The organism is Corynebacterium sp. HMSC070E08 (assembly GCF_001808895.1).
Lineage (GTDB): Bacteria > Actinomycetota > Actinomycetes > Mycobacteriales > Mycobacteriaceae > Corynebacterium > Corynebacterium hiratae.
Genome location: NZ_KV794760.1, coordinates 79169 through 92007 on the forward strand (window position 1 = coordinate 79169; position 12839 = coordinate 92007).

Sequence of the window (12839 nt, forward strand, 5' to 3'; positions counted from 1 at the left end):
CCAACGGCAAACGCCGCCACCCCATCGCTGTGATGGGGTGGCGGCGTTTTCAGGAGTACTCAGCTAGTGAGTGCTTAGTGCCCGACGTGTGCTTCCTCGCGCATGCGCTTGACCATGTGCGGGTAGTGCAGCTCGAAGGCCGGGCGCTCAGAACGGATGCGCGGCAGGGACACGAAGTTGTGGCGCGGCGGCGGGCAGGAGGTAGCCCACTCGAGGGAGTTGCCGTAGCCCCACGGATCGTCCACAGTGACGATCTCGCCGTAGCGCCAGGACTTGAAGACGTTCCATACCAGCGGAATAACCGAGGCGCCGAGAACGAAGGAGAAGATGGTGGAAATCTGGTTGAAGACCGTGAAGCCATCAGACTCCAGGTAGTCGGCGTAACGACGCGGCATACCCATGTTGCCCACCCAGTGCTGAACCAGGAAGGTGCCGTGGAAGCCGATGAAGGTCAGCCAGAAGTGGATCTTGCCCAGACGCTCATCCAACATGCGGCCGGTCATCTTCGGGAACCAGAAGTACAGACCACCGAAGGCGGAGAAGACCACGGTACCGAACAGGGTGTAGTGGAAGTGAGCGATAAGGAAGTAGGACTCTGCGAGGTGGAAGTCCAGCGCCGGGGAGGCCAGCATAATACCGGTCATACCACCGAAGAGGAAGGTGGTCAGGAAGCCCATGGCGAAGATCATCGGGGTATCCCAGGTGATGTGGCCCTTCCACATGGTGCCGACCCAGTTGAAGAACTTCACGCCGGTCGGAACCGCAATCAGGAAGGTCATGAAGGAGAAGAACGGCAGCAGAATAGCACCGGTCACGAACATGTGGTGAGCCCACACGGCCATGGACAGCGCACCGATGGCCAGCAGAGCGAAGACGAGGCCGATGTAGCCGAAGACTGGCTTACGGGAGAAGACCGGGACAATCTCAGAGATAATGCCGAAGAACGGCAGTGCGAGGACGTAGACCTCCGGGTGGCCGAAGAACCAGAAGAGGTGCTGCCACAGGATGGCGCCGCCGTTGGCGGAGTCATAGATGTGGCCGCCCAGCTTGCGGTCATACAGAACGCCCAGCGCTGCGGCGGTCAGCAGCGGGAAGATCATCAGTACGATGACGGACGCGGTGAAGACAGCCCACGTGAAGACCGGCAGACGGAACATGGTCATGCCCGGTGCACGCAGGGTGAGGACCGTGGTGATCATGTTGATGGCGGAAGCAATGGTACCGACACCGGTAGCACCCACACCGACGATCCACATGTCAGCACCGATGCCCGGGGTGTGAACCGAGTCAGCCAGCGGCATGTACATGGTCCAGCCGAAGTCAGCAGCGCCGCCCGGGGTCAAGAAGCCCGCGAGCATCACGATGCCGCCGGTCAGGGTAATCCAGAAACCGAAAGCGTTCAGACGTGGGAAGGCCACATCCGGCGCACCAATCTGCAGGGGCAGAACATAGTTACCGAATGCCCACACCACTGGTGTTGCAAACAGCAGCAGCATGACGGTGCCGTGCATGGTGAAAAGCTGGTTGAACTGCTCGTTGGACAGGAACTGCAATCCTGGGGTGAAAAGCTCAGCGCGAAGCAGCAGAGCCATGAAGCCACCGAGGAAGAAGAAGCTGAAGGACATGATCATGTACATGATGCCCAGCTGCTTGTGGTCGGTGGTGGTTAGCATCATCCAGGCCTTGGAACCGGTCTTTGCGTTACCAGTCGGCTCTGGACGTGTAGGCGCGACGTAATCGTCGAGCCGTGGCGCCACAGCGGTCATAAAATCCTCCTGAAGAACAAGTGCTTAACCACATCGGCATCACGCGTTTTCTCGCGCCACACGCTCAGTAGTCAAACACCTAGGTTTACTCGCATTATATTAGGCCACCTCAGGGCCTAGTTTCCAGCGCTCTGTTATTTTCCGCCAACCTTGCTAACCCCGTTTGGAGCAGATAACGCCATGTACGGGGCCAACTGCCTACACCACGCCCTAGCACACGGTGATCTAGAACACATGAACGCGGGGGTGTCGTCCCCCAAAACCCGAAAACGCACCCCCTGAAAGAATCAACCTTTCGGATGATCCCTGCCAGGAGGTGCGGTACGGCGACAGGTAAATGCGAGGAACTAGCTAGAAGTCCCAGTCATCATCGGTCGTTTCCTCTGCCTTACCAATCACATAGGAGGAGCCGGAGCCGGAGAAGAAGTCGTGGTTCTCGTCCGCGTTCGGGGACAGCGAGGACAGGATAGCCGGAGACACGCGGGTCTCATCCGCTGGGAACAGCCCCTCGAAGCCGAGGTTGTTCAGAGCCTTGTTGGCGTTGTAGCGAAGGAAGCGCTTCACATCTTCGGTCCAGCCCAGCTCGTCATACAGATCCTCGGTGTAGTCGATCTCGTTCTCGTAGAGGTCGTAGAGCAGGTCGAAGGCATAGCCCTTCATTTCCTCCTGCTCCGGCCCCGACAGCTTCTTGTACCCCTGCTGGAACTTGTAGCCGATGTAATAGCCGTGAACAGCCTCATCGCGGATGATGAGGCGAATGATATCCGCGGTGTTCGTCAGCTTCGCGCGCGAAGAGAAGTGCATCGGCAGGAAGAAACCGGAGTAGAAGAGGAAGGACTCCAGCAGCGTGGAGGCGACCTTCTTCTTCAGCGGATTGTCACCCTGGTAATAGGACATAACAATCTTGGCCTTGCGCTGCAGGTTCTCATTTTCCTCAGACCAGCGGAAAGCATCGTTGATCATCGGGGTCGACGCTAGCGTCATGAAGATATTGGAGTAGGACTTCGCGTGCACCGACTCCATGAAGGCGATGTTGGTGTAGACGGCCTCTTCGTGGGGTGTGACGGCGTCGGGAAGCAGCGATACCGCACCCACGGTGCCCTGGATAGTGTCAAGCAATGTCAGGCCAGCGAAGACGCGCATGGTGGTCTCCTGTTCCTTCTCCGTGAGCGTCTTCCAGCTCTGGATGTCGTTGGACACCGGGACCTTCTCGGGGAGCCAGAAGTTGCCGGTTAGACGATCCCACACCTCAAGATCCTTCTCATCTGGAATGGTGTTCCAGTTGATTGCCTTCACCGGAGCCTCGTGGCTGGCGATGTAATCGTCGTACTCGTGAGACACGCACGTCACCTCGTCTTACTAGTAATTTGTGAGTCTGGTGCCATCGTACCCGGTAAAACTAGGGGCCAAAATTCCTGCGTGTTTTATACTTGAGCCCTACTCCCACGACCCCGAGTTTCGATGGAATGACTGAACCCTCCACTCCCCTACTCAGCACCGTTTTGGACGCGCTGGGCACTGATATCGTCAGTGGCGCCCTCCCCGCCGGTGAACGTTTTACGCTCAACGACCTCTGCGAACGCTTCGGCATTTCCCGAACCGTGGCGCGCGAAGCCATGCGCGCACTGGAGCAACTGGGAATGGTCTCGTCCTCGCGCCGCGTCGGCATTACGGTGCTCCCCATCAGCGAATGGGCGGTCTACGATCCCGCCATCATTTCGTGGCGCCTGGGCTCGGAGAAAGCGCGCGATAGCCAGCGCACCTCCCTTAATGATCTGCGCCTTGCCATCGAGCCTGTCGCTGCGGGCTTAGCCGCACAGCACGCTTCCCCTGAAGATAAGGAAGAGATTCTGGGGCTGGCCCAGCGCCTCCAGGTCACGCCCACGCGGCGCGTCGGCGAGCACCTCGCCACAGATCTGCGCTTCCACGCCATGGTCCTCCACGCCTCAGGCAATGAGATGTTCTCAGCGCTGAGCCCCTACCTGCTGTCCATGGTGCGTGGGCGTTCGCTCTATGGTTCCCGCAAGCGAAACCCGACGGCCGGTACCGCCCAGCTTCACCTCGATTTGGCAGAAGCCATCAACCGAGGCGACTCACCTGAGGCAGAAAAAATCGCACGCGCCATCTTGCTTGAGGCGCGTGCGAATAAGGGTTAGAGCATGCAGGAAACGCAGCCCTCAATCTCAGTTCCCTCCAGAGCCATCTGGCGCAGGCGGATGTAGTAGAGGGTCTTAATGCCCTTGCGCCAAGCGTAAATCTGGGCGCGGTTGATATCGCGGGTAGTAGCGGTGTCCTTGAAGAACAGCGTCAGCGACAGACCTTGGTCAACATACTTCGTGGCCTCGGCATAGGTATCGATGATCTTCTCGTAGCCGATCTCGTAGGAGTCCTTGAAGTACTCCAGGTTGTCGTTGTCCATGTGCGGCGCCGGGTAGTAGACGCGGCCGATCTTGCCTTCCTTACGGATCTCAATCTTCGACGCAATCGGGTGAATCGAGGAGGTCGAGTTATTGATGTAGGAGATCGAGCCGGTCGGCGGCACCGCCTGCAGGTTGCGGTTGTAAATGCCATGCTTGGCGACGTCCGCCTTCAGCTCCGCCCACTCCTCTACCGACGGGGTGTGGATGGACGACTTAGCGAAGAGTTCCTTGACCTTCTCCGTGCGGGGAGCAAAGTCGGCCGGATCGTAGCGGTCGAAGAATTCGCCGCTCGCGTATTCAGATTCCGGGAACTCCGTGAAGTACTCGCCGCGTTCACGCGCCAGCTTGTTAGATGCGCGCAGCGCGGCATACATGATGGCCGCAAAGTAGGCGTTGGTGAAATCGAGGCCTTCCTCCGAGCCGTACTCGATGTGCTCGCGACCGAGATAGCCGTGCAGGTTCATCTGCCCCAGGCCAATGGCGTGGGAATCATCGTTGCCCTTGCGCACGGAAGGCACGGAGTTGATGGAGGTCTTGTCGGCCACGGCGGTCAAACCGCGGATGGCCGTTTCCACCGTGAGGGCGAAATCCGGAGAATCCATGGTCGCGGCAATGTTGAGGGAGCCAAGGTTGCAGGAAATGTCACTGCCCAAGGTCTTGTAGGTGAGGTCCTCATTGAGCTCCGACGGAGAGTTCACCTGCAGAATCTCCGAGCAGAGGTTCGACATGTTGATGCGCCCGGTCTTGACCGGGTTGGCACGGTTCACGGTGTCCTCGAACATGATATACGGGTATCCGGACTCGAACTGCAGCTCCGCGACGGTCTGGAAGAAGTGGCGAGCGTTGATCTTCTTCTTGCGAATACGCGGATCCTCGACCATCTCTTCGTAGTGCTCGGTGACGGAAATATCGCCGAAGGCCTTACCGTAGACCCGCTCAACATCGTACGGGCTGAACAGATACATGTCGTCGTTGTTCTTGGCCAGCTCGAACGTAATATCCGGGATCACGATGCCGAGCGAGAGAGTCTTGATACGGATCTTCTCATCCGCGTTCTCGCGCTTGGTGTCGAGGAAGTTCATGATGTCCGGGTGATGCGCGTTGAGGTAGACCGCACCAGCACCCTGACGAGCACCCAGCTGGTTGGCGTAGGAGAAGGAGTCCTCGAGCAGCTTCATTACGGGGATGACGCCGGAAGACTGGTTCTCGATGTGCTTGATGGGTGCGCCCGACTCGCGGATATTAGACAGCAACAGAGCGACGCCGCCGCCGCGCTTGGACAGCTGCAGAGCAGAGTTAATGGAGCGACCAATCGACTCCATGTTGTCCTCAATACGCAGCAGGAAGCAGGAAACCAGCTCGCCGCGCTGCGCCTTGCCGGCGTTGAGGAACGTCGGGGTGGCCGGCTGGAAGCGGCCGGTCATGATCTCATCGACGAGGCGCTCCGCCAGCTTCGTGTCGCCGTCAGCCAGGAACAAGGCAGTCATGGATACACGGTCCTCGAAGCGCTCGAGGTAGCGGCGGCCGTCGAAAGTCTTCAGCGTGTAGGAGGTGTAGTACTTGTAGGCACCCAGGAAGGTCTTAAAGCGGAACTTAAAAGCGTAGGCGCGCTTAAACAGGGACTTGATGAACTCAAAGTCATACTGCTCGATCAGTTCCGGCTCGTAGTACTTGTTTTCTACCAGGTAGCGCATCTTTTCTTCCAAGTCATGGAAGTAGACGGTGTTCTGGTTGACGTGCTGGAGGAAGAACTGGTTCGCGGCCTCGCGGTCCTTGTCGAACTGAATCTTGCCGTTTTCGTCATACAGGTTCAGCAGGGCGTTGAGCGCATGGTAGTCCAGCTGCTCTTCCGGCTTCACAGGTTCAGCGACGGTCTTACCCAGTTGCGTGGTCACGACTTTCACGGGCCTTTCTTTGCTATGGCGAAATGGAGAGATGGGTTGGTAGGAATTAAGGCCTTAGGCGGCTAAACCTAAAGCGGCCGCGTTGGCCAAGAGGCCTTCACGGCAAATTGTGACATCTTCCTCGGTTCCGAGAAGTTCGAAGCGGTACACATAAGGAACCTTACACTTGGCGGCGATGACGTCGCCGGCCTTGCCAAAGTCACTGCCGAAGTTGCTGTTACCTCCGGCCACGACGGCACGAATGAAACTGCGGTTGTGTTCGTCATTCAGGAAACGAATGACTTGCTTGGGGACAGGCCGCGTGTTCCGCCCGCTCATCGATGCCCCTCCCCCATACGTCGGACAAATCAAGACGTAGGGTTCATTCACGGTGAGGGGCTCATCACTGAGGCGCAGCGGGATGCGGACGCTGGGAAGGCCGAGCTTCTCGACGAAGCGGTGGGTGTTTTCCGTAGCGGAAGAGAAATACACGACCAACATGGTTTTGCCCTAGGCGCTCGCCGCCATCGCAGAGAGTGCCTTGATGCGGTCAGGACGGAAGCCGGACCAGTGCTCACCGTGCGCCTCAACGACCGGTGCTTGGACGTAACCCAGAGCCATCACGTAGTCGCGGGCATCATCATCCAGGGAGATATCCACCGTCTCATATTTGAGGCCAGCACGGTCGAGGGCCTTCTTGGTGGCGTTGCACTGGACACAAGCTGGCTTGGTGTAGAGGGTGATGCTCATGTGACGTTCCTTTAGCTTCCTTCGGCACTACACGCGGAGTGACTGTTGAATTCGATACGAGCAGAGCGTTCAGCGGCTCTGCATGCGAGCTCTGAGCGGTGATGTAGGGCCGCCGCCCGAGCAACATCAACGACACTATACTTTGTGCCCGCACCCCGCAACTAACACAATATGTAGTAGTTACATGGCTGGTATTCCCAGGATGTAACTCGGCCCGACCCCACATGTTGACACCCCGCCACAACCCCCACCGCCACGGCGGTAACTACACGGGTGATATTCCCTGCACGTTTACCAAACGTTCACTCAGTTTGTGACAAAGTCCACAAAAGGGAGCAGGCCACTCTGCGACGCCTCCCCCGACCCCAGCCGACGAAGGGAGGCATAAAAAAAATCCGCCGCCCCCACAACGCGGGGACGGCGGACCAAGGACACTTGTTTCTTAGCCCTGGCGAGCCTTGAAGCGCGGATCCTTCTTGTTGATCACGAAGACCTTACCGTGGCGGCGAATAACCTGGGCGCCCGGCTTCTTCTTCAGCGACCGAAGCGACTTGCGAACCTTCATCGGGCGCTCCTTTCGTTATGCGCAATCTTGATGCGATTGATTAGTTCAAAGCACAGCTGGGCAAACACCCAGCAATGACACGAGGAAAAATATTACCCCACGAGCGCCTCATTACCAAAACACTCACGTCATCGAGAACTAGCCACGCCAACTTTTCCTCGAACTAACCTCGCAGACCCTCGGATCACCGCCGCGCGTGATGGCTACCATGGTCGCTATGACACAAGCATCCAGGGAGCTTCAACAAGAGATCATCGCTGCGCTAGGGACGAAACCTTTCATTGATCCGGCAGAGGAGATTGAACGCCGTGTCGACTTCCTCGCCACGTATCTGCGCAACACCGGCGCTCAGGGCTTTGTTCTCGGTATTTCCGGTGGCCAGGATTCTACCCTTGCCGGCCGCTTGGCCCAGCTGGCCGTCGAGCGTGTCGATGGCGCACACTTTTGGGCCGTACGTCTTCCCCACGGCACGCAAGCGGACGAGGACGATGCGCAAGTAGCGCTCGATTTCATCCAGCCCGATTACCGGCTCACCATCAACATCGCCGACGCCACAGCGGCTCTCGCCGGCGCCGTGGCTTCCGCACTCGACACGGAGCACTTGAACGATTTCAACCGTGGGAATCTCAAGGCACGCCTGCGCATGTCCGCCCAATATGCGGTGGCTGGTGAGGTCGGCGCACTCGTTATCGGAAGCGACCATGCCGCCGAAAACGTCACGGCTTTCTTTACCAAGTGGGGCGATGGCGCTGCCGACATCCTGCCTCTCGCCGGGCTCAACAAGCGCCAGGGCGCTCAACTCCTGAAACATCTCGGCGCACCGGATTCCACGTGGAAGAAGGTACCAACCGCTGACTTGGAGGATGACCGCCCATTGCTCTCTGATGAAGAAGCGCTCGGCGTCACCTACACCCACATCGATGACTACCTCGAGGGCAAGAACGTGCCTGACGACGCCCGCGAGCGCATCGAAACCCTCTGGCGCCGCGGCGCCCATAAGCGCGCCATGCCGCCAGGACCCACTAGTGCCTAACGCCTCACAAGGAAGACTATCCGCCCAACGCTTCGAGCGTGGCACGTGCGGCCCGCTCGAGCGGTACATAATACGCGGGACCATGCGTCATCGAATGAACCGCCAGCGGGTGTAGTTGATGCACCGGCACCCACTGGTGATACTCCTCCCCCACCCCATAACCACGCAGTATCTCGCCATAGTACGGCGTGCCAAATAGCTCCAGTATGGCCAAATCCGTCCACGGGTGTCCGCCGTGTGCGGCTGGGTCGATCATCACGGCCGACGAGGCAGTAAACAATACGTTTCCTGCCCACAGGTCGCCATGAATTCGCGCCGGTTTCACGTCCCACTCAACGGCTTTTATAGCCTCGCATGCTTGTCGAACTATCCCCTGTAGCTCTTGAGGCAGTCCTCCTATAAAAGGCGACACCCGCTGCTCGGCGTAGAACTCGCCCCAGGATTCGCATGGTTCGCAGCGTTGTTCCACGCGTCCAATGAAATTCGCGCCCTCCCAGCCCGCCGGCGGCGCGCCGAAAGCGGGCGCTCCTGCTTCATGGACCGTACGGAGCGCAGCACCAAAAGCGCGGGCAGCGAGGGCACTCGGTCGCGACTGCTCAACCCGCCGAGTGCTAATAGATGTGGGAGTGACTTCGGCGACGTCCACGACGACGTCGCCATGCGCCTGCGCCAGCCATCTCAACCCAGCAGCCTCGGCACCAGCTTGATCAGGACGGGACACGGTCTTGGTGAAAACATCCATGTTCCCAGCATAGGAAAAGGCCGGCTCCATAACAGAGACGGCCACTGGTGGAGCTAACGGGATTCCATCGGTTTCTAAATATTACCCCTTGCCTAGCTGGCATTATGCCTATTTAACCTGCATTTATTATAGGTAATTTCTAACATCATTATATGACACAAAACGGCGCTAGAGTTCCCCGAAGGTTCCCCAATATGCAGAACGAAAACGAAAAGAAAAAGGCCCGAAGTATAAGCCCCATCGTTCGTGGGGGCGAATTGAGCAACGCGGAAAAAATAGGTGGCGTGCCAGTTTCAAACACCAAGGCATTTTGCACAGAGCACCGATCACCTTTAAAGAAAAGAAGGACGCCGAAAGTTGGTTGAACCGCAATAAGGCAGACATCGATAAGGCAGAGGCATCGGGGATTAAATGGATCTCCCCCGCTGAAAAAGAGAAGCTAGAGCTGACAAACAGCACAACCGTGGAACAGCTAATAGACCTTTGGCTAAACGAGAGCGACAGCATTACAAAAGAGAGCACTAGGCAATTCCATCGCCGCCGGATGACAGCCTTCTCCTTGAACTCAACGGAATACCTTCTAGGCATAGTTCAATCCTTCCTTGGCTGAGGAACTAAACCCAGGACGCTTCACACACTCGATTAAGCTGCCCTTGATCAAATAGGCGTTTCACCAGGTCTTCAAGCGTGGACTTCCGCTTGGATTGAATCGTCAATGAACTCGCGGATGCCGTGCACCTTTCCCCTTCCACTTGTATCCGACGAGTCCATGCACTGGAGGACGCTGGAATTATTCGGGGTTACGTTGCCCTGTTTGTTCCCACAAAGGTCGGCAAAGGATTTACCGCCTATGCCAGAGTTTGGCTCACCAGCCAGGACCTTGAGACTGTTGAGCGATTCATTCAAGAGAGTCAGCCACTTCCAGAAGCCGTGGAATGCCACCTCATGGCTGGTGAATGCGATGTCATGCTGTGAATAGTGGCGGCCGATCTCACCGCTTATCGTCAATTTCAGATCGACCATCTCACCCGCATCGATTGCGTCCACAACGCGAAAACTGAGGTGCACATGGAACAGGTAAAATTAACGTCAGAATTATCTGTTTGAACTTGATACTTGGTGGCTCCACGTTGGGATCATCAACGGTGCTCCAGACTCTGGGTCAGCGATGATCTTAGAATCCACACCAAATACGGTGCGCACGAGCTCTTCAGTAATAACGGTTGCAGGATCGCCGGTGGCTACAACTTCGCCGTCTTTCATGGCGATGATGTGATCGGCGTAGCGCGCTGCCTGGTTCAAGTCATGCAATACGGCGACCAGTGTGTAGTCCCGTTTCCGGTTGAGCATGCGGCAAAGTTCCAGCAGCTCAATCTGGTAGCTGACGTCTAAGAATGTGGTAGGTTCATCGAGAAGCAAGATTGGCGTCTGCTGCGCCAACGCCACCGCCATCCAGACGCGTTGGCGTTGACCGCCCGAGAGTTCATCGACAAGCCTGCCTGAAAGCTCCCTAATTCCGGTTGCCTCCATGGCCTCTTTCACCGCCTGCTCATCCTCGGGCGACCAAGGCTTGAACAAACTCTGGTGCGGGTAGCGTCCTCGTGAGACCAGATCGATGACGCGAATGCCGTCCGGGGCAACCGGGCCTTGCGGCAGAAGACCCACTTCACGCGCTACTTCTTTGGTGGGCTTTTTGTGCAAAGACTGCCCGTCTAAAAGAATCTTCCCCTCTTGCGGCGCAATCAAACGGGTCAAGCTCTTGAGCAAAGTGGACTTGCCGCAGGCATTGGGGCCAACGATGACCGTGAACTGGCCATCTGGAATCTGAAGATCCACGCCTGGGCAGATAACTTTGTCGCCGTATCCAAGCTGGGCGTTTTCTACTAGAAGTCGTGTCATTTGCGTCGGCCTTCTCTCATGAGCAACCACAGGAAGTACACGCCACCGATGGATACGGTGACAATACCTACTGGGAGCGGGGATTCAGGGTCAATTCTTTGGGCAACCGTATCGGCGAGTATTAACAGGAAAGACCCCACGGCTGCGGTGGGGGCCAGCGCCAGGCCATCAACGTGTACCAGGCGACGGGCAATCTGGGGCGAGGCCAGCGCGATGAAGGAAATCGGCCCGGCGGTGGCAGTTGCCAGCGCCGTTAATCCGATGCCGGCAACAACTGCCAATAGTTGCACCCTGCGGACGTTTTGCCCCAGCGCAACCGCGAAAGGAATACCAATCTGCATCAAACGCATCGGGCGCGCCAGCAGTGCTGCCATCAGGATGAACACGGCAGAACCACAAAATGCCAGCAGCAGCGAATTCCAGGAGGTGCCGGAGAGATTTCCCGCGCCCCACAAACTCGCCATGATGGCATCTTCCACCGTGGCAGTGAGCAAAATCCACACGTTGACCGAGGCCAGCATGGCGCTGACAGCAATGCCAACGATGATAAGACGCACGCCACCAGCGAATCCGCGCTTGGAGGCAAGGAAGAACACCACCATCGCGGTAGCGATACCTCCAGTGAGAGCCCCCAACAACGTAGCGGTGGTGCCACCGCCGAGAATCAACATGACGATGAGCGCGCCAGTGTAGGAACCGGTCTGAAAACCAATCACATCCGGTGAGCCCAATGGATTCGCGGTGAGGTTTTGAAAGATAGCTCCACTCATGGCCAGTGTTGCGCCCAGCAGGATTGCCAGAAGCGTGCGCGGTGCGCGCCATTCCACCACAATCATGTTGGTGTAGGAATCACCGTTGCCGGTCAACGCCTGGAACGCTTCACCAACGGTGATGGATGCAGAACCATCAACCAAGGAGTACACCGCAATCAGCGCAGTCGCCAATAAGAGTCCACCTGTGACGACAGCTGTGCGCACCCCGATAAGCATCACCGGGCGTTCCTTGGGACCGATGCGGAAAATCTTTCGCCCGAATTCAAGCTCTTGCTTCGTATCCGGATTCGTTGTGTGAACCATCGCGCTTAAACCTCCGGAATGCGGTACTTACGCACCATGTAAATCAACAGCGGTGCGCCAACGAATGCAGTTACTACTCCCACGGGCACTTCCCCAGCAGTAATCACGCGACCTATAACATCACTCACGCCCAAAACCGCTGGGGCCAAGACGATTGAATAGGCCATAATCCACCCTTGATGTGGGCCCACGATCATGCGGGATAGATGTGGTGCCAACAGCCCAATAAATCCGATGGGCCCCGCCGCCGCAGTAGCGCCACCGGCTAGCAGTGCAATTGCTACCAATACCACCAGCCTGGTTCTTTGCGGGTGCGCGCCCATAGCAACCGATGCCGCTTCACCCAGTGAAAGCACATCCAATGCGCGAGTGCTGGCCAGCGCAATAAGCAAGCCTACCAAGATAAATGGGGTGATGGACAAGGTAGCATCGAGAGGCTGCGATGCTGTGGTGCCCGCTGACCAGCCACGCATGCGTTCCAAAACTTCTGAATTGGTCAGCAACACCGCGGATGCAAAACCGCCCAGCACCGCCCCCAATGCCACACCGGACAAGGTCATGCGCACCGGACTGCCACGCAATGGACCACTGTTGCCAATGGCGAAGACCACCGCCGAGGTCACAATCGCACCAGCAAAAGACCACCACATGTACTGGGAGATATCTGTAACGGGCCTGACCCCCGGAAAGTAGACACGTCGGGGG

13 protein-coding genes are annotated in these 12839 nt (G+C 57.5%); 3 read left to right on the forward strand and 10 right to left on the reverse strand.

Annotated elements, in window-relative coordinates:
- Window positions 1-74 precede the first annotated feature (74 nt).
- Entirely contained in the window at window positions 75-1766 is a 1692-nt protein-coding gene (gene ctaD / locus HMPREF2526_RS06980; RefSeq protein ID WP_070546636.1) for an aa3-type cytochrome oxidase subunit I, read from the reverse strand.
- Between the two features lie 351 nt (window positions 1767-2117).
- Complete coding sequence (nrdF, locus tag HMPREF2526_RS06985; RefSeq protein ID WP_046647383.1) at window positions 2118-3107, reverse strand: class 1b ribonucleoside-diphosphate reductase subunit beta; 990 nt, start codon at window positions 3105-3107, stop codon at window positions 2118-2120.
- A gap of 125 nt (window positions 3108-3232) precedes the next feature.
- Here nrdF and HMPREF2526_RS06990 point away from each other — a divergent pair, with 125 nt between their 5' ends.
- Complete coding sequence (locus tag HMPREF2526_RS06990) at window positions 3233-3922, forward strand: FadR/GntR family transcriptional regulator (RefSeq protein WP_070516118.1); 690 nt, start codon at window positions 3233-3235, stop codon at window positions 3920-3922.
- Here HMPREF2526_RS06990 and nrdE read toward each other — a convergent pair.
- The 4 genes from nrdE to ykgO form a co-directional block, all read right to left on the reverse strand.
- Window positions 3919-6081 carry a class 1b ribonucleoside-diphosphate reductase subunit alpha gene (gene nrdE / locus HMPREF2526_RS06995; protein ID WP_046647420.1) on the reverse strand — a complete coding sequence of 721 codons (2163 nt, stop codon included), beginning with the start codon at window positions 6079-6081 and terminating at the stop codon, window positions 3919-3921. The genes HMPREF2526_RS06990 and nrdE overlap by 4 nt on opposite strands.
- Window positions 6082-6144: 63 nt before the next feature.
- A complete protein-coding gene (nrdI, locus tag HMPREF2526_RS07000; RefSeq protein WP_046647386.1) occupies window positions 6145-6570 on the reverse strand; it encodes a class Ib ribonucleoside-diphosphate reductase assembly flavoprotein NrdI in 426 nt (141 codons plus the stop codon).
- Window positions 6571-6579: 9 nt separating this feature from the next.
- A complete protein-coding gene (gene nrdH / locus HMPREF2526_RS07005) occupies window positions 6580-6819 on the reverse strand; it encodes a glutaredoxin-like protein NrdH (protein ID WP_046647387.1) in 240 nt (79 codons plus the stop codon).
- A 442-nt stretch (window positions 6820-7261) separates the two neighbouring features.
- Window positions 7262-7384: a type B 50S ribosomal protein L36 gene (gene ykgO, locus HMPREF2526_RS07010; protein ID WP_003847162.1), complete on the reverse strand. Its 123-nt coding sequence runs from the start codon at window positions 7382-7384 to the stop codon at window positions 7262-7264.
- A gap of 217 nt (window positions 7385-7601) precedes the next feature.
- Between ykgO and nadE the strand changes: the two genes are divergently transcribed.
- On the forward strand, window positions 7602-8417 hold the full coding sequence (nadE, locus tag HMPREF2526_RS07015; RefSeq protein WP_371326146.1) for an ammonia-dependent NAD(+) synthetase: 816 nt from the start codon (window positions 7602-7604) through the stop codon (window positions 8415-8417).
- A gap of 16 nt (window positions 8418-8433) precedes the next feature.
- Here nadE and HMPREF2526_RS07020 read toward each other — a convergent pair whose 3' ends face one another.
- Complete coding sequence (locus HMPREF2526_RS07020; protein WP_083295539.1) at window positions 8434-9159, reverse strand: fructosamine kinase family protein; 726 nt, start codon at window positions 9157-9159, stop codon at window positions 8434-8436.
- A 732-nt stretch (window positions 9160-9891) separates the two neighbouring features.
- On the opposite strand from HMPREF2526_RS07020, the gene HMPREF2526_RS13810 reads away from it, so the two are divergent.
- Window positions 9892-10134 (forward strand): Lrp/AsnC family transcriptional regulator, encoded by a 243-nt coding sequence (locus HMPREF2526_RS13810; protein ID WP_210384401.1) that lies wholly within the window; start codon window positions 9892-9894, stop codon window positions 10132-10134.
- A 120-nt stretch (window positions 10135-10254) separates the two neighbouring features.
- Here HMPREF2526_RS13810 and HMPREF2526_RS07035 read toward each other — a convergent pair whose 3' ends face one another.
- From HMPREF2526_RS07035 to HMPREF2526_RS07045, 3 genes are all read right to left on the reverse strand, one after another.
- Window positions 10255-11058 carry an ABC transporter ATP-binding protein gene (locus HMPREF2526_RS07035; protein WP_070546646.1) on the reverse strand — a complete coding sequence of 268 codons (804 nt, stop codon included), beginning with the start codon at window positions 11056-11058 and terminating at the stop codon, window positions 10255-10257.
- Window positions 11055-12134, reverse strand: coding sequence for a FecCD family ABC transporter permease (locus HMPREF2526_RS07040; protein ID WP_046647392.1), 1080 nt, complete (start codon window positions 12132-12134; stop codon window positions 11055-11057). Before HMPREF2526_RS07040 ends, HMPREF2526_RS07035 begins: the two co-directional genes overlap by 4 nt.
- 5 nt (window positions 12135-12139) lie before the next feature.
- Window positions 12140-12839, reverse strand: a 700-nt coding sequence (locus tag HMPREF2526_RS07045) for an iron chelate uptake ABC transporter family permease subunit (RefSeq protein ID WP_148139551.1), incomplete at its 5' end; no start/stop codon positions are given.